We start from the raw sequence: 24,723 nt of genomic DNA on the forward strand, positions 1-24,723 counted from the left end.
CTGATGTGCGAATTAGACAATTTTTGAAACACAACCGCACCTTATCACAATGTCTTTTACAGCGCTCAATAGCATCGCGTTGATCATGTGTATAACCTGCCGACTTTCGGCATTTTGCGAACTTCATCCAGTAAGCCTCTGATTAAAATCAGAATACTGGGATCATCCTTGATCGCGCAAATAGTTCATGATGGCGGGCCTGACGCTCATATCACCACGGTGGCGCGCGTCAGCGATCACTCTGCGCACTTCATCAAGATTTGACCGCCTTAACAAGGACTTAACGGGCCCAATCGACGCCGGGCGCATGGACAGGCTGCGCAAACCGATAGCTGCAAAGCACAGCGCTTCGACCGGGCGGCCTGCATCCTCGCCGCAAAAGGACAGGGGTGTGTTCGTCTGGGTGCAGCGTTCGACGATGCGTTCAATGAAGCTCAGAAACGATACATTCAACGTATCATAGCGCCGCCTGACCCGCTCATTCTCTCGGTCGGCCGCAAAGAAAAACTGCTTCAGGTCGTTGCCTCCGATGGACAGGAACCCAACCTCTTCAAAGAACTTCTGCGGTGAAAAGGCGAGGCTTGGGGTCTCCAGCATGGCTCCTACCTTGAGGGCCTCAGGCAATACGTGACCCAGCCGCGCCTCCCGTTCCATGGCCTTGTCCACTTCCGCACGGGCACGGGTGTATTCTTCGTACTGCGCCACAAAGGGAAACATCAACGTCAACGGACGCCCATTTGCCGCGCGTATCAGCGCTTGCAATTGCATCCGCATCACACCCGGCTTGTCCAGGCCAACACGGATCGCGCGCCAGCCCAGCGCCGGGTTGGGCTCGTCATTCGGCTTCATGTAAGGCAGCACCTTGTCCGACCCAATATCGAGGGTTCGGAACACCACCGGTTTGCCTCCCGCGGCATCCAGAACACGGGCGTACAGCGCAGACAGCTCGGACCGTTTCGGCATCTGGTTGCGCACAAGAAACTGCAATTCGGTGCGGAACAGGCCCACACCTTCGGCCCCGGACCCCTCCAACGAAGGCAGGTCAGCCATTAGCCCGGCATTCATGTGGAGTGACACAACTGAACCACACAGGGTTTCCGCTGGTTTGTCTCGGATTGAGGCGTAGCGCTCCACCGCCTTGGCCTGCATTGCCATCTTGTCGCGGAAGGCTGTCACGACCGTATCATCCGGGCGCAGGTGGACGATCCCCTGCTCACCATCCACCATCACGTGATCACCATTCAACGCTTCAAGTGTCGCCCGGTCCACATGCACAATCAGAGGAATTGCAAGCGCGCGTGCAACGATCGCGGCATGGCTGCCAACAGACCCGGCCTCGAGGATAATACCCCGCAGATTGCGTCCGTAGTCCAACAGTTCGGCTGGACCAATATTGCGCGCAACAAGGATCGGATCGGCGGGCATCTCGGCCCCCGTATCCGCCCCCTGCCCGGTCAGAATGCGCAGGAGGCGGTTCGACAGGTCGTCGAGATCGCTCAATCGTTCCCGCAGATAGCTGTCGGTCGCCTGCCCCATACGTGCCCGGGCCAGCGATTGCTCCTTCTCGACAGCTGCTTCTGCGCTCAGACCATTGCTGATGTCCTCCTGCATGCGCCGCATCCAGCCCTTGGAATTGGCAAACATGCGATAGGCTTCCAGCACCTGCGCCTGTTCCTTGTCTGCGGCCAGCGACAGCATCTTGTCGACGCCCACGCGCAACTCCTCGACCGCTTCGGTCAGCCGCTCAAGTTCACGATGAGGATCGTCGGCAATGGGGTTGGTGACAACAACGCGGGGCTCATGCAGCCAGATGCGCCCTTCGGCCACCCCTTCCTGAGCCACCGTGCCGCGCAGCATCACGGGCTGCGAGTGGCGCGCACCCATCGCCGCACCTTCGCCCACAAAAGCACCCAGCTCTGCCATTTCGGCCAGAACCATCGCGACAACTTCAAGCGCATAGACCTCATCAGCAGAGAACTCGCGCGCCTGCTTGGATTGCACCACCAGAACACCAAGCGACTCGCCCAATCTTTGGATCGGAACACCAAGGAAGCTGGAAAACACCTCTTCCCCGGTTTCGGGCATATAGCGGAACCCTCGCGCGCTTGGCGCATCAGCGGTGTTCACGACCTGACGGCGGCGAGCGACACGCCCCACCAATCCTTCACCCAAACGCATCCGCGTCTGGTGCACCGAATCCGGGTTCAACCCCTCGGTTGCACACAGTTCGAGCGTTTCCTCATCGCGGAACAGGTAGATCGAACACACCTCGCACCCGATGCTGTTCGCAATCAGCTGCGTAATCTTGTCCAGCCGCGCCTGACCAGGGTCATCCCCCGCCATGGCGTCGCGCAAGCGGCCCAGCAGCTTGCGGCTTTCCGTTTCGAAGCGTTCGGCCATCGCCACGCCTTCCCCCGTCGTCCTGCGACATCAGCTTAGATCACAGGGACGAGCAAAGCGAAATGCCAAAGCGGCTTTGTTACCGCAAGCACTCTCGTAAAACTAGAATTTGTGCAGCGATCCACTGAGATACGATAAGTTTCCAGCGATCCGGTTGATCTATCAGTGGATGCGCAGAGAAGCGGCACATGGCAATTCAGCCTGGCTGTCGCCGGAAAAACCCCAAAACCCCGTTGCTTCGGTCCCGCCCATGCAGCGCTCAGAGCAGCGTATTCCGAAAAACCTCAGGCGGCTTTGTCCAACTCGAACGCGTCATGCAGGGCCTGTACGGCCAATTCCATATACTTGCGGTCGATCAGAACGCTGATCTTGATCTCGGACGTGGTGATGACTTTGATGTTGATGCCCTCTGCGCTCAGGCATTGGAACATCTTGGCCGCAACGCCAGTGTGGCTGCGCATGCCGATGCCCACGACACTGATCTTGGCGACATCGGTGTCTGCGATCAGTTCATGGAAATTGATGATCCCTTCACCCTTGGCGTCAGCCATCGCCTTTTCGGCGCGTGCCACCTGGTCCGTGGGGCACGAGAAGGTCATGTCCGTCCGCCCCTCTTCCGAGATGTTCTGGACGATCATGTCCACGTTCACGCCCGCATCGCTGAGTGCCGAGAAGATGGTCGCCGCGATGCCGGGACGGTCGGCAACTGACACCAGCGTCATCTTTGCCTCGTCCCGGGAAAAGGCCACACCGGCCACGACATTGCTTTCCATGATATCCTCCTCGTCGCAGACCAGCGTCCCGGCCTCGTCGGATTGTTCTTCGAAACTGCTCAGCACACGCAACTTGACCTTGTAGCGCATTGCCAGCTCAACCGAGCGCGTTTGCAGCACCTTTGCACCGAGAGAGGCCAGTTCCAGCATCTCTTCAAATGCGATCTTGTCCAGTTTGCGCGCCTTGGGGCTGACGCGTGGGTCGGTGGTATAGACGCCGTCGACATCGGTGTAGATGTCACAACGGTCAGCCTCGAACGCGGCGGCAAAGGCGACGGCGGTCGTATCTGATCCGCCCCGGCCCAGCGTGGTGATCCGACCTTCGGGGCTGATGCCCTGAAAGCCCGCAACAACGGCCACGCGCATCCCTTCGCCAAACTTGGCGTTGATGTTGTTGGTGGGGATTTCTTCGATCCGGGCGCTGGAATGCGCGGAATTGGTTTTCAGCGGCACCTGCCAACCCTGCCAGCTGCGTGCAGGCACGTCCATTTCCTGCAAGGTCAGCGCCATCAGACCCGCGGTCACGTTCTCGCCTGACGACACAACGGCGTCGTATTCGCGGGCATCGAACAGAGGTGACGTTTCATTCACCCAGCCCACCAACTCATTGGTTTTGCCCGACATGGCGGACACTATGACGATGACATCGTAGCCCTTTGCCACCTCGACGCCCACACGTTTGGCTGCGCGGCGAATACGGTCCAGCGTGGCCACAGATGTGCCACCAAATTTCATCACGAGAACAGGCATGAAAGGCCCCAAATTTCCGTCCGCCTGCCTTTATCCGCCAAGATGCGGAGTTGCAAGGACGCCCCGGTCACAGGCCTGGTTTCACCTTCTTCTGACCGAAAATACCACGGGGAGTTTGAGGGGCAGCGCCCCTCATCCCAAAAATAGTGCCGCGCGTCAGCGCGTCCTGTTCAAAACGGGTGGAAACAGCAGGCTTAGTACGCGTGCGCGCGCCCATCCCAAGTTTCAAAACAGCCCGTCGTCTTGTGATTCAGGGCTGCAAATCGCGCCATCAAACCCGCCACAGCCTCGTCCACGGTGATGTCAGCGCTGCTGCCGCCCATATCCGTTTGGACCCATCCGGGATGATAGATGCCAACGGCAATCTCTCCTGTCAGCTCCGAGGCAAGGTTGCGACCCAGGTTCAACACGGCGGCTTTGGATGCACGGTAGATATAGCTGCCGCCCGGCGCACGCGTATGCGAGGCCATCTGAGATGAAATGATCGCGATACGTGGTGCGGGTGCAGCGCGCAGGTTGGGCAAAAGGGTCTGTATGGTCAGAAACACGCCCGTGACATTGGCCGCAAAGCTCTGTGCCCACAGATCGGGGGCATAGCCACTGTCAAGATCATTGCCCTTGTCCAGGTAGACGCCTGCGTTGCAAACCAGCAGATCTATGGGCTGCCCCTCAAGTTGCGCAGCCATGGCGCGATGATCCGAAGGTTGCGTGACATCCAGTGTCACTTCTGCCCCGGAAGACCGGCCAGTGCCAGTCACTTCATGGCCTTGTGCGCGGTACGCCTCGGCCAACCCTGCCCCGATGCCACGGGTGGCCCCTGTAATCAGAATATGCATGAAACTCAGTTCGCTTTGCGTGATGGAACAAATGGGAGCGGCGCAACCGGCACGCCATCTTCAATCAGTTGCTTGGCCTGTTCCCGGTTGGCTTCACCCCAGATCGGACGATCCGGTTGCTCGCCGAGGTGCTGTGCCAGCGCTTCGGAAGCGAAATTCCCCCCGACATAGGTGGCGTTCTTCTCGACGGCCTCGCGCATCTGGGCAAGGGCTGTCTCCACGTCCGATGACGGTTCGCTCAGCCCAGTGTCATCATTTGCAGGCGCTTGTTCCGTCGCACGCGCTGTGCTGACACGAGGTGCCATGATGGCCTTGTCCACATCCACGCTGCCGCACAGGGCACATGACACGTGACCCGCCGCCTTGAGGCCATCAAAGGCCTCGGCATTAGCAAACCAGCTTTCAAAGCTGTGCCCTGCGGCACATTTGAGTGTATATTTGATCATCTTGCTTTACACATATGCGACCCAGCGGCGCCATCAAAGGGTTTAAGGACAAATACTAGGCCATAAACCTGGGGTCAAAGTCCCGCAAAATCCGCGACAATTCCGGCGAATCCACCATTTTCGCGGCCTTTTTTCGGCTTACCCACTTGCGTTTGCGTTCTGCCGCCTCCGGATAGTCTTTGCTTAAGGATTTGACCTTCAGCGCATACACCATGGCCGCAACGGGCAGCCCATCATCGTCCCCAATATGCTTGCTGTAGGAGAACATCCCAAGCGGGCGCTGATCGGCGCGGCCTGCCACACCCGCCTCTTCCCAAGCTTCCTGCGCAGCGCTGTCAGCGGGTGTAAGACCATCCATCGGCCAGCCCTTTGGAATGATCCAGCGCCGCGTGCGGCGCGAGGTCACAAGAAGGACCTGCACCTTGTTGTTTTTGATACGATAACAGAGCGCCGCGAATTGCGTGCGCACATCTGCCTTCTTGACACGTCCCAGTGAAAGGGGAAGCTGCTTGATCATCGGGGCCGTCACTGCCCTGCCCTCCGTTATTCCTGCATTTATACTGGAATCGGCTGAGAAACACCAGTTTTGGCGGTTAACTGCCCGCCGTCACGTGAAAAAAATGTTAAACATGGCCAGGTACCGTTTATGATCCATACCTCTTTTGGACTTGAGCGGAGGCCCGCCTTGTCCAATAGTTTCACCCGATGAAAACTCCACGATGGATCAAGGGCTTGTCCCTCGCCTGTGCTGCCTGGCTGTCAGCGTCCGTTGGCACAGCTGAGCCGCTCAGGGTCTTTGCAGCGGCCTCGCTGCAGGGACCATTGGACCGGGTGGCCGAGGCGTGGAATGGACAGGTATCTATCAGTTACGGCGGCAGCGGTGCCATGGCGCGCCAGCTTGCTCAGGGCGCGCCTGCAGATGTCGTACTCCTCGCCAACGCGGCGTGGGCCGATTGGCTGGTGGCAAATGGTCACACTCCAGACACGGGCCAGATGCTGCTGTCGAACACCTTGGTGATCATTGGCTCGCCAAACGCACCTGTCCTGCCTGATGCCACCCCACACACAATCCTTGCGCGCCTTGCGGGCGGACGGCTGGCCATGGGGCAGCACATGTCCGTACCGGCAGGCATCTACACACAGGCTTGGCTCGCGGAAAAAGGTGCGTGGGACACACTGCGCCCTCACCTTGCGGAAACAGAGAATGTCCGCGCCGCCCTCGCCCTTGTTGCACGCGGGGAAACACCGCTGGGCATTGTCTATGCCTCGGATGCGGTGGCAAGCGACGCGGTGTCTGTCGTGTTTGAAGTGCCCGCGGATGCACACCCACCTATCCTGTATCCCGGCCTCGCTCTGACGCCCGAGGGGGAAGCGTTTTTGGATCATATCGCCGCCCATCTTGATCGTTTTGTGGCTGCAGGGTTCCGCCTGCCATGATGCTGGACGAAGCCGGATGGACCGCCTTGCGCTTGTCGCTGCTGGTTGGTTTGACCGCCACGCTACTGGCGCTGCCTTTGGCCATTTGGATCGCTTGGCTGCTGGCAAGGCGGGATTTCTGGGGCAAATCGGTGCTAAATGCATTGGTCCACCTACCTCTGGTGCTGCCCCCCGTGGTCACGGGCTACCTTCTGCTTCTGTCGTTTGGCCGCAATGGCCCCGCGGGGCGTTTTCTCGAAGAGACGTTTGGCCTTGTTCTGGCGTTCCGGTGGACCGGTGCGGCGCTGGCGGCCATGGTCATGGGCTTTCCCCTGATGGTCCGTGCCATTCGCCTTGCCATTGAGGCTGTTGATCCCAAGATCGAGGATGCGGCACGCACTCTTGGCGCCCCCGGGTGGGCCGTGTTTGGGTCCATCACTCTGCCCCTAATCCTGCCGGGTGTGCTGGCTGGAGCAGTCATGGGCTTTGCCAAGGCGATGGGTGAGTTCGGGGCCACCATCACCTTTGTCGCCAACATCCCCGGAGAAACCCAGACCCTGCCGTCGGCCATCTATGCCCTGTTGCAGGTCCCAGGTGGAGAGGATGCAGCGATCCGGCTGGTCCTCTGGGCCTGTATCATCGCGCTGGGGGCCGTGGCGCTTTCGGAATGGCTGGCCCGCAGAGTTGCACGCAGGATCGCGGGTACATGACACTGTCCGTCGCCCTCCGTCACCGCTTTGGTGATTTCGCGCTGGATGTCGCGTTCGAGGCCGGACCGGGCGTGACCGCCCTGTTTGGTCGCTCGGGTGCGGGCAAGACCACCATCGTGAATGCCGTTGCAGGCCTGTTGCGCCCCGATCATGCGCAGATCACCCTTGATGGGCTGCGCTTTGACACTTTGCCCGTGCACAAGCGCCGTGTGGGATACGTGTTTCAGGACGCGCGCTTGTTCCCGCACATGAGTGTGGCCGACAATCTGGACTACGCCAGCCGTCACGGGGCGCGGGCGTCGGACCGCCCCCGGATCATCGAAATGCTCGGAATTGGCGCTTTGCTGGATCGCCGACCCGCGACGCTGTCAGGCGGGGAAAAGCAGCGCGTGGCCCTTGGGCGCGCGCTTCTATCGAACCCGCGCCTTTTGTTGATGGACGAGCCGCTCGCAGCCCTGGATGGTCCCCGCAAGGCCGAAATCCTGCCCTATCTCGACCGGCTCAAGGCCGAGACGGGTGTGCCGATCCTTTATGTCAGCCATGCGGTGGACGAAGTTGCCCGCTTGGCCGATCACATGGTCCTGCTGGCCGGAGGGAGGGTGGCGCGACAAGGACCAATCTTTGACGTGATGGCAGACCCGGCGGCTGTGCCGCTGCTGGGCGTGCGCGAGGCCGGTGCCGTCTTGCGCGCCCGGGTGGCGGCCCATGGTGAGGATGGGTTGAGCACCCTTGAACTGGCCGCGGGCAGCGTGCAGTTGATGGGGGTACAGGCCTCCGTTGGATCAATGGTACGCCTGCGTGTTCTGGCGCAGGATGTGCTGCTATCTCTCTCACAGCCCGAAGGCTTGAGTGCGCAAAACATCCTGCCCGTCACCATCACCGGCATTCGTGCGGGCGACGGTCCGGGCGCAGCCATCGCATTGGATGCGGGCGGTGATGCATTGCTTGCGCGCGTAACTGCGCGTGCGGTGCAGACCATGGGTCTGCGCGAAGGGCAATCTGTGTTCGCAGTGATCAAGGCAACTTCAGTTGCGCAATCCGCGATCTCAGGCGGCGCTACTTGAGCGCCAACACTTCGCTCCGCAATCGCTCGACCATGTCCTCGTGTGGCTGATCTGCCTCGACCGCGAGACGGCGCAGGCCGAAATGCACATGGGCCATGTCGGTGTAGTAGCTGGTGTAGGCGTAGTTCGTGGCAGCACCCGCGACAGCGCCCAAGACAGGGATGGTCTGTGCCGCCAGCTTCTGCCCCATCACCACGGCCAAACGCGGGGCCACGCGGGCAATCAACGCTTGCATGGCTGCGCCGCTCAGCGCCATTCGGGCCGACAGGAATGCGATGTCCGCGCCGTCGTCATGCTCCAACGGACCGGCGGCGGCAAAGACCTGAACACAGTCAAAGCGCACCGAGTCCATGGCAGGGTCAAATCCGTGCTCTACGGCCACACCTTCAATCACGCGCAGCAGCAGCGTTGTGGTCACGGGCAGTTCGGCCAATGCCGTAGGCAGACCGCCGAACCCACCGGCCGCCCCCATGGCGGCACTGACGGTGGCATTCAGCCACTCAGCCTGATCCGGCACCACGCCACGCGACTTGCTGGCTGCGCCCAGCGCCTGGACCAAGGCGGCACGGGTCGCGCCGTCCAATTGATCGCGGACCGGTCCCGGCAATCGGCTGAGCAGCCCATCGGCCTGCGTGCCCAGCGTGTTGAGAACCTGAATGCCAAGACCGCCTGCGCCCTTGTAGCGGCGGGCCAGCCGGTCAAGCTCGGCATCAGTGTCCAAGGGTTTGGGAACAAGGATAATTTCGTTCATCCTTTCAACATGGGATGACACAGGCGCGTTATCAACCAAAGCGCACAACGTCGCCGCGTAAGCCATCCCACGCGCCGGCAGTCAGATCACGGCCCAGTACACGTTCAGGGTTGGTGGGCGGCGGCATGATGACACCCGGCAGCTTCTGGAACCCGAAACGGCTGTAGTACGGCGCATCCCCCACCAGCATCACCCGGTCCCAGCCGGACTGCACCGCCTGCATCAGCGAGGTTTCTATCAATTCGCCTCCAAGCCCCTCCCCCTGCCGGGTGGGGTGAACCGCCACCGGCCCCAGCAACAGCGCCGTCTGAGCCGCAATCTGCACAGGCCAATACCGGATTGCGCCGGCAAGGATGCCATCAACATCCCGCGCCACATGGCTAAGCCCCACCACCGGGGGCACATCATCGCGCAATCTGTAGGATGACAACGCCTCCCGCCCCGGCGCAAAACACAGGTCATACAGGGCCTCGACCTCCCACCGATCTTCGGGCGTCTCTGTGCTCAGATGATACATGGGCGGTGCGTTTGGTCCGGGGTCTTATGGGCTGGAACCCGCCCTAGCATGCAGGTAACCCTTGCGCAAACGCACGAAACGGAGCCCACATGTTCTACCGCCCCGCCGATGGCCACGGCCTACCCCATAACCCCTTCAACGCCATCGTCACACCCCGCCCCATCGGCTGGATTTCGACCCGGGGCAGCGATGGATCCGACAACCTGGCCCCCTATTCCTTCTTCAACGGCGTGGCCTATGTCCCGCCACAAGTCATGTTCGCCTCGACCAGCACCAAGCCTGACCGCGATGGCACCAAGGACAGCGTCGCCAACATCCGCGACACGGGCGTATTCTGCGTGAACGTGGTGGAATACACGATGAAGGATGCCATGAACCAGACATCCGGCGAGTGGTCGGCAGAGACGGACGAATTTGCGCTGGCTGAGATCGACAAGGCAGACTGTTCCGAGATCAATTGCGCCCGTGTCGCGACCTCCCCGGCCTCACTTGAATGCCGCATGACGCAAATCACCAAGATCGAGGGGGAGGCAAACTATGTCGTCTTCGGCGAAGTCGTGGGCGTGCACCTGCGCGACGATTGCATCGTCGATGGCATCTTTGACGTGCTGCAATACAATCCGCTCACCCGGTTGGGATATCGCGACTATTCTGTCGTGCGCGAGAAGTTCAGCCTGAAACGGCCCGGCGAATGACCTTTCCCGACGCGGGGCGCGCCTATCCCATCACACTACCCGACGGGTCCGATCATAAGGGCACCGTCTTCTTGAACCGCGTGATCAACCATCCAGGTTGGTCTGTCGGGGATTACTCTTATGCGTCGGATTTTGCGCCTGTTGCTGACTGGGCTTCGCATCTTGCGCCCTACCTGTTTGGCTATGGCCCTGAAAAGCTGCAGATCGGTCGGTTCTGTCAGATCGCGCATGGTGTGAGATTTATCACCTCGGGCGCCAATCACGCCTTTGACGGAGTAACCACCTTCCCTTTTCCTGTCTTCGATCCCGCGCAGATTGGTACCTATCAGCCGGACACTCGGGACACGGTGATCGGACATGACGTGTGGATCGGGTATGGTGCCATCATTTGTCCCGGTGCGCGCATCGGAAACGGCGTCATCGTGGGCGCAGGTGCCGTGGTGCGGGGCAATATACCCGACTATGCAATTGTCGCAGGCAACCCGGCACAGGTGATCAAGATGCGCTTTTGTGACTCTGATATCGCGATGTTGAACGACCTTGTCTGGTGGCACTGGCCCGTAGATCGCATTGCCGCCGCTGTACCGGCCCTCTTGGCCAATGATATTGAGGCACTTAGCAAATGTTAACACTCGAAGAAATACAAGACCTTCACGCGGCACATGTGCAACCTGGATTTGGCACCACTACGCCCGATGAACTTCTGTTTCTTCAATCCACGATCCACCGTTTCAAACCGAAACGTTTCCTTGAAATCGGAACCGCATCGGGCCTCACCACCGGGTTCATTGCCCGGTTCACGGAGGACGCTGGCGGCAATCACGTCACGACGCTCGATACGGACACCCGGTTCTTCGGGGATCACAGCAAACCCGTGGGTTATCTTGCCTCGGAGATTTATTCGGGTGACGCCGTTAAAGTCCACATCGAAACTGGCAAATCCTCACTCGATCTGAGCACGGTTGATGGACCATGGGACATGGCCTTTGTTGATGCCGATCATGCGCATCCCTGGCCAACGCTTGATACACTGGCAGTGGCCGCGCATCTGACGGGACCGCGCATCGTGCTGCACCATGACCTGCAGCTATTTCGCCGACATCTTTGGTTTCGGGGCACAGGCCCGCGGGCCCTGTTTAACGAAACTCCAGAGAAATTCCGCCACGCCCATCCCGCCAATGGATGGAACATGTTCTACATCGATCTCAACATGCCCGATGAAACATGGTCCGAAGTTGCGGCAAATGCGCTGTGTATGCCGTGGACAGCGCGTCCGTCGATTTCTCGGCGCACACGCGACCGCTTTCATACCATGATTCAGACCAACAATGGGATTGGTCTGGCAAATCTGTTTTCCGAAACAGTACGGCTGAACCGCTGGTCGCTGGCACGCCGCGTCATCTTTGCCATACGGTTCCAACTGGCCAAGATGCGAAATCCTTAGCAGTTCGCCAACGGACCATGGCCCCTTTGGCAGCTATGGCGCACATTTTTTCAATGCGTCGCACCGCCCGCCGTCAATGCGATCAAGATCTCGCTAGGCGGCAACAGGATATTGAAATGCCCTACGGGAAAAAACTCGTTGAGCAGGGTAATTGCCAGCATCGTCAGCAGTGCTTTTTCCGGCGGCACGCCCTTTGCCTGATGTTCTGCCCAGCCTGCGAAAGGCGCATGCAGAGATAGGACATCGTTGAAGGCGAGACCACACACAAAACAGCCATGCATGCCCGCCCCCACCTTCATGCGCCATACTCGCTGCCCCCAATCCCTTCGCGTTTCACTGTTCTCACACCTGGGATGTTGCACAGGTCCAACTGCGATTGGCTGAAGTCAAATCATGCACGCATTAGGAAAGTGATCAGGCCGGCAATCAACGAGAGGTTTTGGTGTCAAAGGCGGCATGACAATACGTTGCCGATAGGCGATTTGGCGCGCAATTGCGTGGCAAAGGCGTTATCGTTTCGAGCCTCTCAAAACCGCATGCTAGCCTAGCGAAACATAAATTAGGCTCAGGAGTTCAGCCCATGCGTAAATTTTTAGCCCTCGCTGCTGTGGCAGCCACGACGACGCTTGCAGCCTGCGGCGACAGCACGCTTGAACGCGCGGTCGTTGGCGGCGCAATCGGCTGTGCAGCAGGGGAAGTACTTGCCAATGGACGCTGCGTCGAAGGGGCCGTTGTAGGCGCCGGTGTTGGTGTCATCACCGACTAGGGAACACTACAGCGTTCCCAACACACGTGGCACGGGCCGGATAACACCGGCCCGATCCCCAGATACAGACGTTAGTGTCCGCCTAGAATACCCGTGCGTACGCCATAATCCGTCGCAATCTCGTAGTCCGGGTCATCATCACTGTCGACGATCAGGTGACCGGCCTTGGTCAGCAGCTTGTGACAGTCATGCGTCAGGTGGCGCAACTGGACCCGCTTCCCAGCCTCTTGATACTTGCCGGCCACCGCCTCAATCGCTTGCAGGGCGGACTGATCGACAACACGGCTGTCGGCAAAATCAATGATGACCTCGCGCGGGTCGCTGTCGACCTTGAACATCTCAATGAAGCCGGTTGCCGACCCAAAGAACAGCGGACCCTGCACCTGATACACACGCGCGCCCTCGGGGGTGGCATAAGTCTTGGCGTGAATGCGGCGCGCATTGTTCCACGCATAAGCCAGCGCTGACACGATCACACCAACGACGACGGCAACTGCAAGGTCTTCCATGACGGTCACAACGGTCACCAGAACGATGACAAAGGCATCCGTCAGCGGCACCTTGCGCAGGATCTTGAGGCTGTTCCACGCGAATGTCCCGATCACAACCATGAACATCACACCGACCAGGGCAGCCAGCGGGATAAGCTCGATGATGGACGAACCAACAAGGATAAAGGCAAGCAGGAACAACGCGGCTGCAACGCCGGCAATGCGTGTGCGGCCTCCGGATTTCACGTTGATCATCGACTGACCGATCATTGCACAGCCACCCATACCGCCGAAGAAACCAGTCGCCGTATTGGCGACACCCTGTGCAATGCATTCTTGGCTCGCACCGCCCCGCTGGCCGGTTAAATCGCCAACCAGGTTCAGGGTCAGCAAGCTTTCGATCAGGCCAATCGCGGCAAGGATCACAGCGTAGGGCAGAATGATTTCAAGCGTTTCCCATGTCAGAGGCACCATCGGAATATGGAACGGAGGCAACCCGCCTTCGATCGATGCAAGGTCACCGACACGCGGCACATCCAGACCAAAGGCAATCACGATGGCAGCAACAATCCCGATCCCCGCCAGAGGGGCCGGAATGGCGCGGGTCACGCGCGGCGCCAGCCATATGATCGCCATGGTCAGGGCAACAAGCCCCAGCATCATGTAAAGCGGCATGCCGGACAGCCAGTCGCCGCCAGCCATGCCATGTCCGGACGCCTCGGCACTACCCGGCACCTTGAATTGCGTCAGCTGGGCAAGGAAAATCACGATGGCGAGGCCATTTACAAACCCCAGCATCACCGGGTGCGGCACAAGGCGGATAAACTTGCCCCACTGCATCACACCCGCAAAAATCTGCAAAAGCCCCATGAGGATGACCGTCGCAAACAGATACTCAACCCCATGCTGCGCCACCAATGCGACCATGACGACGGCCAACGCGCCGGTCGCGCCGGAAATCATACCCGGACGCCCGCCGAAGATCGCGGTGATCAAACCAACCATGAACGCCGCATAGAGACCAACAAGTGGGTGCACCCCTGCGACAAAGGCAAAGGCCACCGCCTCGGGCACCAGCGCCAGCGCTACGGTCAGGCCAGACAGAAGGTCAGTCTTGATCTGTCCCGGGGTCAGTTGCGTGTCACCGGGCGCGATGGAAAAATCACCAAAGCGGGTCTTGGTGTTGAGGTTGTCAAGAAAGGCCATTTGGAATCCGTCTGCTCGTGGAAACGCGATCGGTGGCATCTAAACCATCAGCGGGTTAATAACCATTGCACCAAACGCGGGTCTGTTATGTTTGCAGCACATAACAGGTTATGCCGAGAAGGCACGGTATTTCTGGGTATGCACAAACTGACTTTATTTGGCGTCAGGTGCTGGGTAAAATAACCTATTATTTGATGAGACACCTATGGCCATTATCCGCACTTATTCGGGCATCAAGTCCCTTGAACCGACATTTGCCGAAATCGAATTGATCGACGCGTGCAAGAACGGGGAACCTTGCACCTTAGGAAACGGAAAGCGACCGTTCGTCCCAAGCAAGTACCGGTTGGTTCGCGCCGAGGTGCTGAGATATCTCGTTCTTGGAGGCAGCAAGAATTGCAAAGTGGCGGCCTGGGGCGTCAGATTGCAGGGCGCGTACATCACCGGTGAACTCAATCTGAGCCACACCGAAGCCAATGGCCTTCTAAAGCTTAAGAATTGCACGTTTGAGCAAACGATCCTTGCCCAGAACTTTACCTGTGATGCCTTGAACCTCGAAGGGAGCAGCATGGTTGCCCTCAAGGCAAATGGGGCGAACATCGACGGCAACTTGTTTCTGCAGCGTACACAGTTCAATTCCCCCAATGAAACGGTCCATGCTGCGCTTGAATTGGAAAACATCAAGGTCACCGGATCATTGGACTGCTCCAACGCCACGATCCACGCAGACTCCCACTGGGCCATCAACGCGCAAAGCGCCCTAATTCGGGGCGACGTAAACCTTTACACTGCCAATATCCATGGTGGCGTTGCCCTTGCCGGCATTCAGATTGACGGACAATTGCAATGTACAGATACCCGGTTCGACGCCGGACCATCCTCGACCGCGTTGTTTGGGCATCGCATGGTTGTCCACGGCAGTTTTATTTGGCGACCAACAGACTGCATCGGTAAGGTGGACCTGATTTCGGCCCGCGTTGGCGACCTGGCCGATGATCTGAGCAAATGGGAGGATCAGGCTGAACTGCATCTCGATGGTTTTGTTTACCAGCGGTTGGTCGGCACCAAGACAAGCAAGGACGTAAGGCAGCGCCGGGCCTGGCTTGCCAAGGGTGCAAGCTTCGAGACAACGTTCTTTCCGCAGCCTTACACCCAGCTCGCAAGTGTCCTTGCGTCCACCGGCAACGACTATGAGGCGAGAAACATCCTGGCCACGCGCGAAAGGCTATTGCGCAGAGACTATCGGAGACGACTTCGTGCACGCATGGAAGGCAAGCCGCTGCGCGAGTTATTCATGTATTTATGGACGCCCGTGCACTTTGTGTTTGCAGATCTGCCGCAGATGGCAATCGTCGGATACGGGCACCATCCATTCCGCAGCCTCGTCGCGCTCATCACTCTGATCCTTTTGACATGGGTGCCTGCGAGTAAAACATGGTCGGAAGGAAGCTTTGCACCCAATTCAGCGGTCATCCAGATATCCCCAACCTGGATCAACCTGTTGCACCACGAAAACCCGGCCGAGGTTTGGTCTTCCGACAGCGCCCCAGGTCAGGATTGGGAGACCTTTGGAGCCTTCGCTTATGCCATCGATGTAGTCATTCCGATCATCGACTTTGGCCAAACAGACGCTTGGGCACCATCCACGACCCGGAACGATTGGGGTCGTTTTATGTATTGGTGGCGTTGGGTCATGACCGGCGCGGGCTGGATCGTCACCGCCTTGGGCGCCGCCGCCATCACGGGAATCATCCGTCGCGAATGACAGCACCGGTTGCCCCCTTCGACACCTCTGCGCACGGTGGTGGCGCATGGGGGGTGTACGCGTGGTGTACGGCTGGTGTACGGGTGGTGACAGCCTGTTTTGGCCCCAAAATTTTCTTCTGTTCCGGCAAGAGAGACCACAATGACCCAGACCAAAATCGCCGTGATCGGCGGCTCCGGCATCTACGATATCGACGGGTTGGAGGGGGCCGAATGGGTGCAGGTCGACACGCCGTGGGGCGCGCCCTCGGATCAGATCCTGACAGGCACTTTGGACGGTGTCAGCATGGCGTTTCTGCCACGACATGGGCGCGGTCATGTGCACTCTCCCACCACCGTCCCATACCGCGCCAATATCGATGCGCTGAAGCGATTGGGGGTAACGGATGTGATCTCGGTTTCGGCCTGCGGATCGTTTCGCGAAGGAATGGCGCCGGGCGATTTTGTCATTGTAGATCAATTCATTGACCGGACTTTTGCCCGTGAGAAATCGTTCTTTGGCACAGGCTGTGTTGCCCATGTTTCGGTTGCCCATCCCACCTGTCCGCGCCTGTCCGATGCCTGCGAAACCGCGGCAAAAGACGCCGGGATCAATGTGCACCGGGGTGGCACATATCTTGCAATGGAGGGGCCGCAGTTTTCGACCCTCGCCGAGTCGAAAATGTACCGGGAAAGCTGGGGCGCGGACGTGATCGGCATGACCAACATGCCCGAGGCCAAACTCGCCCGGGAAGCCGAGCTTTGCTACGCCTCTATCGCCATGATCACCGATTACGACAGCTGGCATCCCGATCACGGAGAGGTCGACGTTACCCAGATTATTCAAACGCTTATGGGAAATGCAGACAAGGGCCGCGCGCTTGTCAAACGCCTCCCCACCCTGTTGGGTACGGACCGCGCCCCCTGCCCCCATGGCTGCGACCGCGCACTGGAATTTGCAATCCTCACATCGCCCGATGCCCGCGATCCTGATGTGGTGGCCAAGCTAGACGCTGTTGCGGGCCGGGTGCTTTAACGCAAAGGAATTCACGATGCCATTTGACCTTTGGCTGACCTTCGTTGTCGCCTCCACCGCCCTGCTGGTCATCCCCGGTCCAACGCTCATGATGGTGCTGAGCTATGCGATGACCCAAGGGCGTAGGGTTGCCATCGCATCCGCGCTTGGCGTGGCCACCGGCGACTTGATCGCCATGACCCTGTCCGTAATCGGTCTGGGCGCCCTGTTCCTGACGTCAGCGCTGGCATTCACCGTGTTGAAATGGGTGGGCGCTGTTTACCTTGTCTATTTGGGCATTCGCATGTTGCTCAGCGCGCGGACACCCTCCGCGACGTCGCGGATGAGCAAACCCGGTGGCCAGAGCGCCGAGCGCGTCTTTCGCGATCTCACAACGGTCACAGCGCTGAACCCGAAATCCAATACTTTCTTCGTGGCTTTTGTCCCACAATTCATTGACCCCACAACATCTTTCGCCCCACAGGCCGCGATCTTGATCGCCACGTTCGTGGGCATCGCGGGCGTCAACGCCCTGATCTTTGCGCTGGCCGCCAACGCCATGCGCAGCCGCATCACCCGTCCAACTGTTCAGATGTGGTTGACCCGCGCGGGCGGGACCACCCTTGTGGGCATGGGCCTGCTGACCGCCACCCTTCGGAGAGCCACATGAAGACCGTTCAGGATTACATCCGCACCATCGTCGACTTCCCCCATGAAGGGATCATGTTCCGCGATGTGACCACCCTTTTTGCCGACCCACGCGGGTTTCGCATCGCGGTGGACCAGATGCTGCATCCTTATGCCGGGCTCGAGATCGACAAGGTGGTGGGCCTTGAAGCGCGTGGCTTCATACTTGGCGGGGCCATTGCGCACCAGCTTTCGATTGGCTTTGTCCCGATCCGAAAGAAAGGGAAGCTGCCCGGTGCAACGATTTCCGAGGCTTACACCTTAGAATACGGCGAGGCGATTGTCGAAGTGCATGACGACGCGATCAAAGCCGGAGAGAAGATCCTGCTGGTTGACGATCTGCTCGCAACAGGAGGTACCGCAGAGGCCGGGATCAAACTTGTAGAGCGTTTGGGAGGCGAAATCGTGTCCTGCGCGTTTGTGATCGACCTGCCCGATCTGGGTGGACGCGCCCGTCTTGAGGCGATGGGTATGGACGTGCACGCACTTTGCGCTTTTGACGGCGAGTAGCGAGGGACCTGACTTCCGGAAAGTCCCGGCGCGTTGGCAAGCTTTCCGACACCTCACGGCACGGCCGGGCTGCAGATGACCGCTAAGATGAAGGTGTCATCGCTCCGGCCACAGCCTCGGCCCAAGCGTCATAGATCGCAGGTCCAGGATGAAACCCGTCCCGTGCCATGTCGCTTGGGTCCAAAGGACGGTCGAATGGCAGGTGAATGACGGCCTCACGCTGCGCGCACAACGCGGACAAGGCCGTGTCGAACCGCAACGCCCGGTCGCCCAAAACGTGTCGCAAAGGCGAAGGCAACAACGGAAACGCGCCAAGCGGCGGCACGCCTGACGCAACGATGCGACGCGCCTCATGCTTGGTCTGCAATGTATCAAGGATAGCACCATAGGTCTGGACCCACTGAGCAAGACGCACGCCGTTCTTGACGTCATTCACACCTACTGCAATCACGACTGTCTCAACCCGTGCCGGCGGAAGCAGCTCAAGCGCCTGAAGCAGCTGACGGCTTGTCCAGCCGGACTTGGCCACAACGGCCCAATTGACGTTGGATGTTTCTGACAAACGCGCCACCAGCCGGCCAGACAATGCGGTGTCCTGATCTGCCACCCCCACACCTGCGGCCGAGGAATCGCCGGCAATCAAAAGACGGTGTTCTGGCCCTGCCCCGGCAACACCGGTCCGGGGTCCATCCGCTTCCGGAAGCCGAACGGCGCGCCATGCAACCCATATCGCTTGCGGTACCAGTATCGGCACAAGAGCCAAAGTCGATAACTTCGCCATCAAAAACCCCGCAGGGTCGGTGGGCGGGCGCCTTTCGGAGGCGCAGCCTTCGAAACAGAGCCGCCCGACGACATCACGCCTGCCGCGCCCGTAAAACTGCACCGGGATTCATAATCCCATGGGGGTCGAGTGCATCCTTAATGGCGCGCATGGCCGTCAACTTCGCTGGATCACTGTATCGCTCCAGGTCTTCGACTTTCAAACGACCAACACCGTGCTCAGCGCTGACCGAACCACCCATTTCATGTACCAACTCATGGACAACCCGTTTGATTTCCGGGCGTTCTGCCTCATGGTCCGCGCGGCTTTTACCCGGGACCGGAAAGACGTTGTAATGCAGGTTGCCATCACCAACGTGCCCGAAGCAGTTAATGCGGAAGCTGCCAAGCCGGGCAATACCCCGACCACATTCGGCAATGAAGTCTGCGAGCGCCCCCAAGGGCACTGAAATGTCGTGCGAACTGACGGACCCAATGCGGCGATTGGCTTCCGGGATGCTCTCCCGGATTGTCCAGAAGTCGTTTGCCTGCTGCGCACTTTGGGCAATCATGCCGTCTTGTACAAAACCCGCCTTTGACGCCGCCACGAAAATCTCCTCCAACGCCGCGGTCGGATCTTGACCACGCGAAAGACCCAACTCGATCAACACGGACCATTCCGGTGTCTCTGTCCAAGGGTTGCGGACTTGAGGCAAGGTTTCATTCAGAAAGGCAAAGCCCTGCGAATGGATCAACTCAAATGCGGAGACGCCCTCCCCGACATGATCTCGCACGAGAGACAGCAAGGACAGCGCAGCCGCCGGAGAAGCGACCTGTACCAAGGCCGTTCCCGCCGCCGCAGGGCGTGGTGACAGTTTAAGGGCTGCGGCGGTGATCACACCCAACGTCCCCTCGGCACCGATCAAAAGGTGCCGCAGATCATAGCCCGTGTTGTCTTTACGCAGACGGCTCAGACCGTGATAAATCTGGCCGCTCGGCAATACGGCCTCAACACCCAAACACAAGTCGCGCGCATTGCCATAACGCAGCACGCCAGTTCCCCCGGCGTTGGTGCTGAGGTTCCCACCAATCCGCGCCGATCCTTCGGCTGCAAGCGACAACGGGAACAAACGGTCCACCCGCTCCGCAGCCTCCTGCACATCAGCCAGAATGACGCCCGCCTCCGCAATCAGCACGTTTTCCTCGGAGTATGTGGCACGGATGGCCGTCATTTTCTCAAGTGACAGGATCAAGGGAACAGGTCCATCCTCCACCACCTGACCGCCTACAAGACCTGTACCGCCTCCATACGGCACAACCGGCACACGCATGTCCGAGGCCATTGATACCAGTTGGGCCACTTCATCTGTGCTTCGGGGCAAGGCCAGCAATCCAGCCTGACCGACATAACGCCCGCGCGGCTCTTTCAGATGCGCTGCATCGGCATCGGCAAAGCGATTTTCGGGCAAGATCGCACGGATCTTATCCGCCCGGTTCGCTGTCAATGAATTCAGCATAAATGCCCCCCGCCACTGCCCGTGTTTGGTGCCAGAAACCGGCGACACTCACAACGTGAAAGGCACCATTATTCGCCATCCTCGCGCAGCCATTCGGGACGCAATACCATGATCGTGGGACGCGCGGGCAACCGATCAATCGACACATCAAGAGACGGACCACCCACGTCAACCACCTGGAATTCGGCGCGCATGCCGGTCAAGAAGGCATCCAATGTGAACTCCCCGAACCAGTGCATCGGGATCACGATCGAGGATTTGAGCCGCGAAACGATGCGCATCATCGTTGGCAAATCCACGGTCATGCCGCCATCAACCGCAGCCATGACAACATCCAGACGTCCGATGGCCGCGTATTGTTCCGCACTGGGTTCGTGATGCAAATGGCCGAGATGCCCGATGCAAAGGCCGGCCGCCTCGAAAATGAAAATCGAGTTTCCGTTCTCTTCGACCCCGGACCATTGCGAGCGGATGTCAGTCGAGACATTGCGCACAAGCACCTCCCCGAGATCGACACGGTGGCTGATGCCTTGGCCAAACTCCTCCCCCCAGCCGGGCAGAACATGGGGAATGGCCGGGTCTGGAAACGCGGTCCAATGCGTTTCATGCGCATGGTTCATGGTCACAACATCCGGAATCATCGGCACGTTGCCGACAAAGCCAGTGAAATCGGTGACCATGTTCAAACCACCGGCAGTGCGGATCAGGAAAGACGCGTGGGCGATATAGTGGATGCGCACCGTTTCGGGGGCAACCTCGACAGTGTAGCTGGCCTGCTGAATGTATCGTGCGCCGTCGATCTGATCCGCCAGGGCGATACAGTGGCTCGGCGTTCGAACCTCTTGTGCGGCGGCTGTCACGGGCAGGAGCAGCAAAGCGAAAGCAAGGAATAGAAAGCGCATGCCTATCAGGTTAGTGCGTGCGACGGTTTTTGCAAAACCTTGGAGGCGTTCCGGGTCAGGTTTTATCCCGCATCGGTTCGTCCACGCCTGTCCATGCGCAACGCTGCATAAAGAACATGCGTCCGCCAGCGTCCACCGATCTGAAGATAGCTTTGCGCGACACCTTCGTATTTGAAACCGCACGTCTCGAGCAATCCGCGCGACGCTACGTTTTCCGGCAGGCAAGCCGCTTCAATCCTACTGAGGTCAAGCCGCGTGAATGCGTGATGCACAACCGCAAGGATCGCCTCGCGCATGTATCCTTGCCGTGCGTGCGGCGCACCTGTCCAATAGCCAAGGGTTCCGGCCTGAGCAGGGCCGCGTCGGATGTTGTCCAACGTGATTGCGCCCAGAAGTACGTCATCGCCACGTCGGAACAAAAACAAGGGCATCGCGGTGCCACTGGTCACCGACCGCTGTGCCCAATAGACGCGATTGGTAAACGCCTTGCGGGTCAGGTGATCATTTGCCCAGCTCGGCTCCCACGGGGTGAGGTGTTCTGCGCTGGTGGCACGCAGCGTGGCCCAGTCCCGAAAGTCGGAATGTGTTGGCGGCCGCAGCGTCATCCGCTCCGTCTCGATCCGCAATTTCCGCTTGTTCAGGATCATCAGGCGGCGCGCTGCTCCTGCAGAGCCATGCGTGTTGGTGCTGAATCAATAGGCCCGTAAAGCGCCAAGGCCATTGGTGCCTGTGTGGCCATGTGTTCAGCAAAGGCGCGCACGTCTGCGACCGTAACGCTGTCGATCAGCGCAACCGTTTCAGTCAATGCTGGCACACGGTCCCAAATCTGCACCAGCCTTGCCAGACGTTCCGCGCGGTTCGACGGACTTTCGAGCCCCATCAACAACCCCGCCTTCATCTGGGCACGCGCTCGGTCAACTTCTGCAGCGGTCATGTCGTCGGCCGCACGCTTGATCTCGTCCACTGTTATCGTGGCAAGGTCAGCAACTTGCTCTGCCGAAGTGCCGGCGTAAACCGTCGTCATGCCTGTGTCAGCATAGGCCCCCGCCTGCGCGAAGATGGTATAACAAAGACCGCGGCTCTCGCGCACCTCCTGGAACAGGCGGCTGGACATGCCGCCCCCCAAAGCACTGGCGTAGATTTGGGCGGTATAGATTGCGTCGTCCCGATACCCGGGCGACTCAAAAGCCATCGCGAAATGCGCCTGTTCCAGCGCTTTGATGCGCCGTTCTTCCCCGCCTGCAAAGGTGGCGAGATCCGCAACGCGTTTTGGTCGTGGGCTGAGATGGCCAAACAGCTCCTCGGCCAATCGTACGATGGCGTCATGATCAACGGCACCAGCGGCGGACAGGATCATCTGTTCCGGGCCATAGTGCTCATCAACGAAGCGGGACAGATCGGCACGTCCAAAGGACGACACCCGTTCCGAGGGGCCAAGGATCGTACGGCCCAGCGGCTGTTCGGGATAAGCCTGTTCCTGCAACCAGTCAAAGATGACATCGTCCGGCGTATCCAGTGCCTGCCCGATCTCTTGCAGGATCACACCGCGCTCGACCTCGATCTCGCTCTGATCAAAAACGGGGTTCAGCAGAATGTCGGCCAGAACATCCAGGGCTAGCGGCACATCGTTTTCCAGAACGCGGGCGTAATATGCTGTGACTTCGCGGCTTGTATAGGCGTTGATGTAGCCACCCACATCTTCGATGGCCTCGGCAATCTGCAACGCACTGCGCCGCTTGGTGCCCTTGAACGCCATATGTTCCAGGAAATGGGCAATGCCGTTCTGTTCGGGTGTTTCGTGGCGGGCGCCCGCGCCCACCCAGATACCAATAGAGGCCGAAGCAAGCCCCGGCATATGTTCAGTGACGATGCGAAAGCCGTTGCTCAGGCGATGGGTCTGCGTGGTCAAAGTCGTCTCGCTGCTCTGTTGCTACTGCGCACGGTGATTGATGATATGCGCTTTCAGCGCTTCAAGATCGTTTGGCACACGTGTCAGCCGTTCCGCGCGTTCATACAGGTCTGCCATCCTGGGTGGAAGGGGGGGCGTGATCCCTGTTGCTGCCTCGACTGCCGCAGGGAATTTCGCAGGATGTGCGGTGGCAAGCGTGATCATGGGCGTACCCATCTGCCGCTCGATATCAGCAACATGCACGCCAACTGCACTGTGTGGGCACAGAAGCTCACCGCTCGCCTTTAGGGAGGTCGTGATCTGCGCGCTGGTTTCATCCTCGGACACCCGGCCAGAAGCATAATGTTCCTGCAGCACCTGCATTGCGCCTTGGCTGATGTCGAAGCCGCCTGCCTTCAACTCATTCATCAATTGCGCGACAGCCGCACCGTCGCGGTCATAAGCGTCAAAAAGCGCGCGTTCGAAATTCGAACTGACCTGTATATCCATGGACGGGCTGATGGACGGGATCGTATCGCCCTTGTGGTAGCCCTGCCCGCTCAGACACCGGTGCAGAATGTCGTTCTGGTTTGTTGCAACGACCAGACGCTCAATGGGAAGCCCCATGCGCTTGGCGATGTAGCCTGCGAAAATGTCGCCAAAGTTGCCTGTTGGAACTGTGAAGCTGACTTTTCGATGCGGTGCACCAAGGGCCACAGCAGCCGAGAAATAGTATACGACCTGCGCTAGTACACGCGCCCAGTTGATCGAGTTTACACCGGCAAGGCCAACACCATCCCGGAACTCGAAATCGTTGAACATATCCTTGAGCCGCGCCTGACAGTCGTCAAAATCACCGTCCAGCGCCAATGCGTGCACGTTGCTTTCTGTTGGCGTCGTCATCTGGCGACGCTGCACTTCGGACACACGGCCATGCGGGTACAGGATGAATACGTCAACGTTGTCGAGACCGCGGAATGCCTCGATTGCAGCCGATCCGGTGTCGCCGCTGGTGGCCCCAACGATTGTCACGCGTTGCCCGCGCCGCTTCAGCGCTGTCTGGAACAGCTGACCAATCAGCTGCATGGCGAAGTCCTTGAAGGCAAGCGTGGGTCCGTGGAACAGCTCAAGCAGGAAATGTCCCTGATCCAGTTGCACCATGGGTGCACGCGCCGCATGACCGAACCCTGCGTAAGCGCGGTCAATGCAGGATCGGAATTCTTCGTCGGTAAAGGTGTCACCCACAAATGGGCGCATGACTGTGTAGGCGATCTCTTCGTAGGGGTGCCCCTCCATCTCGGCAATTGTTGCCGTATCAAGGGTCGGAATCGTCTCGGGAACGTATAGACCGCCGTCACGGGCAAGGCCCGTCAGCATCGTGTCTTCAAAGGTCAGCACCGGGGCCTGTCCACGGGTCGAGATGTAGCGCATGGGTTC

Annotated in this window: 26 protein-coding genes; 11 read left to right on the forward strand and 15 right to left on the reverse strand. The window is 59.3% G+C overall.

Going from position 1 to position 24,723, the window contains the following annotated elements; genetic code table 11:
- Nucleotides 1-162 precede the first annotated feature (162 nt).
- The 5 genes from ptsP to IE087_RS08135 all read right to left on the reverse strand — a co-directional run bounded on the left by ptsP (nt 163) and on the right by IE087_RS08135 (nt 5,722).
- The gene (ptsP, locus tag IE087_RS08115) at nt 163-2,400 is read right to left on the reverse strand and encodes a phosphoenolpyruvate--protein phosphotransferase (RefSeq protein ID WP_189368807.1); all 2,238 of its coding nucleotides are present in this window, start codon (nt 2,398-2,400) and stop codon (nt 163-165) included.
- A 284-nt stretch (nt 2,401-2,684) separates the two neighbouring features.
- Nucleotides 2,685-3,923: an aspartate kinase gene (locus tag IE087_RS08120; protein WP_189368808.1), complete on the reverse strand. Its 1,239-nt coding sequence runs from the start codon at nt 3,921-3,923 to the stop codon at nt 2,685-2,687.
- 194 nt (nt 3,924-4,117) lie between these two features.
- Nucleotides 4,118-4,759: an SDR family NAD(P)-dependent oxidoreductase gene (locus IE087_RS08125; protein ID WP_189368809.1), complete on the reverse strand. Its 642-nt coding sequence runs from the start codon at nt 4,757-4,759 to the stop codon at nt 4,118-4,120.
- Between the two features lie 5 nt (nt 4,760-4,764).
- Nucleotides 4,765-5,205, reverse strand: coding sequence for a DUF1178 family protein (locus tag IE087_RS08130; RefSeq protein ID WP_189368810.1), 441 nt, complete (start codon nt 5,203-5,205; stop codon nt 4,765-4,767).
- Between the two features lie 55 nt (nt 5,206-5,260).
- Nucleotides 5,261-5,722: an NUDIX hydrolase gene (locus tag IE087_RS08135; RefSeq protein ID WP_189368811.1), complete on the reverse strand. Its 462-nt coding sequence runs from the start codon at nt 5,720-5,722 to the stop codon at nt 5,261-5,263.
- A gap of 188 nt (nt 5,723-5,910) precedes the next feature.
- Here IE087_RS08135 and modA point away from each other — a divergent pair, with 188 nt between their 5' ends.
- Genes modA through modC form a run of 3 tightly spaced genes read left to right on the forward strand, consistent with a single transcriptional unit; the run spans nt 5,911 to nt 8,395 of the window.
- Nucleotides 5,911-6,642, forward strand: coding sequence for a molybdate ABC transporter substrate-binding protein (gene modA / locus IE087_RS08140; protein WP_189368812.1), 732 nt, complete (start codon nt 5,911-5,913; stop codon nt 6,640-6,642).
- On the forward strand, nt 6,639-7,331 hold the full coding sequence (gene modB / locus IE087_RS08145) for a molybdate ABC transporter permease subunit (RefSeq protein ID WP_189368813.1): 693 nt from the start codon (nt 6,639-6,641) through the stop codon (nt 7,329-7,331). The genes modA and modB overlap by 4 nt, the downstream gene beginning before the upstream one ends.
- Nucleotides 7,328-8,395 (forward strand): molybdenum ABC transporter ATP-binding protein, encoded by a 1,068-nt coding sequence (modC, locus tag IE087_RS08150; RefSeq protein ID WP_189368814.1) that lies wholly within the window; start codon nt 7,328-7,330, stop codon nt 8,393-8,395. The genes modB and modC overlap by 4 nt, the downstream gene beginning before the upstream one ends.
- Here modC and IE087_RS08155 read toward each other — a convergent pair.
- Together IE087_RS08155 and IE087_RS08160 are read right to left on the reverse strand one after the other, a co-directional pair.
- A complete protein-coding gene (locus tag IE087_RS08155) occupies nt 8,388-9,146 on the reverse strand; it encodes an EcsC family protein (RefSeq protein ID WP_189368815.1) in 759 nt (252 codons plus the stop codon). The two genes, modC and IE087_RS08155, sit on opposite strands and share 8 nt — an antisense overlap.
- A 31-nt stretch (nt 9,147-9,177) precedes the next feature.
- On the reverse strand, nt 9,178-9,663 hold the full coding sequence (locus IE087_RS08160; RefSeq protein WP_189368816.1) for a GNAT family N-acetyltransferase: 486 nt from the start codon (nt 9,661-9,663) through the stop codon (nt 9,178-9,180).
- Nucleotides 9,664-9,752: 89 nt separating this feature from the next.
- On the opposite strand from IE087_RS08160, the gene IE087_RS08165 reads away from it, so the two are divergent.
- Genes IE087_RS08165 through IE087_RS08175 form a run of 3 tightly spaced genes read left to right on the forward strand, consistent with a single transcriptional unit; the run spans nt 9,753 to nt 11,802 of the window.
- Complete coding sequence (locus tag IE087_RS08165) at nt 9,753-10,358, forward strand: flavin reductase family protein (RefSeq protein WP_189368817.1); 606 nt, start codon at nt 9,753-9,755, stop codon at nt 10,356-10,358.
- On the forward strand, nt 10,355-10,987 hold the full coding sequence (locus tag IE087_RS08170; RefSeq protein ID WP_189368818.1) for a CatB-related O-acetyltransferase: 633 nt from the start codon (nt 10,355-10,357) through the stop codon (nt 10,985-10,987). The genes IE087_RS08165 and IE087_RS08170 overlap by 4 nt, the downstream gene beginning before the upstream one ends.
- On the forward strand, nt 10,981-11,802 hold the full coding sequence (locus IE087_RS08175; protein ID WP_189368819.1) for a class I SAM-dependent methyltransferase: 822 nt from the start codon (nt 10,981-10,983) through the stop codon (nt 11,800-11,802). The genes IE087_RS08170 and IE087_RS08175 overlap by 7 nt, the downstream gene beginning before the upstream one ends.
- Nucleotides 11,803-11,852: 50 nt before the next feature.
- On the opposite strand, the gene IE087_RS08180 is transcribed toward IE087_RS08175, so the two are convergent.
- Complete coding sequence (locus IE087_RS08180; protein WP_189368820.1) at nt 11,853-12,101, reverse strand: hypothetical protein; 249 nt, start codon at nt 12,099-12,101, stop codon at nt 11,853-11,855.
- Nucleotides 12,102-12,382: 281 nt separating this feature from the next.
- Between IE087_RS08180 and IE087_RS08185 the strand changes: the two genes are divergently transcribed.
- Nucleotides 12,383-12,568, forward strand: coding sequence for a hypothetical protein (locus tag IE087_RS08185; RefSeq protein WP_189368821.1), 186 nt, complete (start codon nt 12,383-12,385; stop codon nt 12,566-12,568).
- A 71-nt stretch (nt 12,569-12,639) separates the two neighbouring features.
- Here IE087_RS08185 and IE087_RS08190 read toward each other — a convergent pair whose 3' ends face one another.
- Nucleotides 12,640-14,265: a SulP family inorganic anion transporter gene (locus IE087_RS08190; RefSeq protein ID WP_189368822.1), complete on the reverse strand. Its 1,626-nt coding sequence runs from the start codon at nt 14,263-14,265 to the stop codon at nt 12,640-12,642.
- Nucleotides 14,266-14,470: 205 nt separating this feature from the next.
- Between IE087_RS08190 and IE087_RS08195 the strand changes: the two genes are divergently transcribed.
- From IE087_RS08195 to IE087_RS08210, 4 genes are all read left to right on the forward strand, one after another.
- Nucleotides 14,471-16,030, forward strand: coding sequence for a hypothetical protein (locus IE087_RS08195; RefSeq protein WP_189368823.1), 1,560 nt, complete (start codon nt 14,471-14,473; stop codon nt 16,028-16,030).
- A gap of 141 nt (nt 16,031-16,171) precedes the next feature.
- Nucleotides 16,172-17,044 (forward strand): S-methyl-5'-thioadenosine phosphorylase, encoded by an 873-nt coding sequence (locus IE087_RS08200; RefSeq protein ID WP_189368824.1) that lies wholly within the window; start codon nt 16,172-16,174, stop codon nt 17,042-17,044.
- Nucleotides 17,045-17,060: 16 nt separating this feature from the next.
- Nucleotides 17,061-17,693 (forward strand): LysE family translocator, encoded by a 633-nt coding sequence (locus IE087_RS08205; RefSeq protein WP_189368825.1) that lies wholly within the window; start codon nt 17,061-17,063, stop codon nt 17,691-17,693.
- The gene (locus IE087_RS08210) at nt 17,690-18,220 is read left to right on the forward strand and encodes an adenine phosphoribosyltransferase (protein ID WP_189368826.1); all 531 of its coding nucleotides are present in this window, start codon (nt 17,690-17,692) and stop codon (nt 18,218-18,220) included. The genes IE087_RS08205 and IE087_RS08210 overlap by 4 nt, the downstream gene beginning before the upstream one ends.
- Nucleotides 18,221-18,302: 82 nt before the next feature.
- On the opposite strand, the gene IE087_RS08215 is transcribed toward IE087_RS08210, so the two are convergent.
- The 6 genes from IE087_RS08215 to thrC form a co-directional block, all read right to left on the reverse strand.
- A complete protein-coding gene (locus IE087_RS08215) occupies nt 18,303-19,001 on the reverse strand; it encodes an SGNH/GDSL hydrolase family protein (RefSeq protein ID WP_189368827.1) in 699 nt (232 codons plus the stop codon).
- Between the two features lie 73 nt (nt 19,002-19,074).
- Nucleotides 19,075-20,496, reverse strand: a complete 1,422-nt coding sequence (locus IE087_RS08220) for an FAD-binding oxidoreductase (protein WP_189368828.1) — start codon at nt 20,494-20,496, stop codon at nt 19,075-19,077.
- 68 nt (nt 20,497-20,564) lie between these two features.
- Nucleotides 20,565-21,398: an MBL fold metallo-hydrolase gene (locus IE087_RS08225; protein WP_189368829.1), complete on the reverse strand. Its 834-nt coding sequence runs from the start codon at nt 21,396-21,398 to the stop codon at nt 20,565-20,567.
- Between the two features lie 62 nt (nt 21,399-21,460).
- A complete protein-coding gene (locus tag IE087_RS08230) occupies nt 21,461-22,045 on the reverse strand; it encodes a GNAT family N-acetyltransferase (RefSeq protein ID WP_189368830.1) in 585 nt (194 codons plus the stop codon).
- Nucleotides 22,045-23,307 (reverse strand): M16 family metallopeptidase, encoded by a 1,263-nt coding sequence (locus IE087_RS08235; protein WP_189368831.1) that lies wholly within the window; start codon nt 23,305-23,307, stop codon nt 22,045-22,047. The genes IE087_RS08230 and IE087_RS08235 overlap by 1 nt, the downstream gene beginning before the upstream one ends.
- A 21-nt stretch (nt 23,308-23,328) precedes the next feature.
- On the reverse strand, nt 23,329-24,717 hold the full coding sequence (gene thrC / locus IE087_RS08240) for a threonine synthase (RefSeq protein ID WP_189368832.1): 1,389 nt from the start codon (nt 24,715-24,717) through the stop codon (nt 23,329-23,331).
- Between the last annotated feature and the right edge of the window lie 6 nt (nt 24,718-24,723).

The organism is Tateyamaria omphalii, assembly GCF_014651375.1.
Classification (GTDB): domain Bacteria; phylum Pseudomonadota; class Alphaproteobacteria; order Rhodobacterales; family Rhodobacteraceae; genus Tateyamaria; species Tateyamaria omphalii.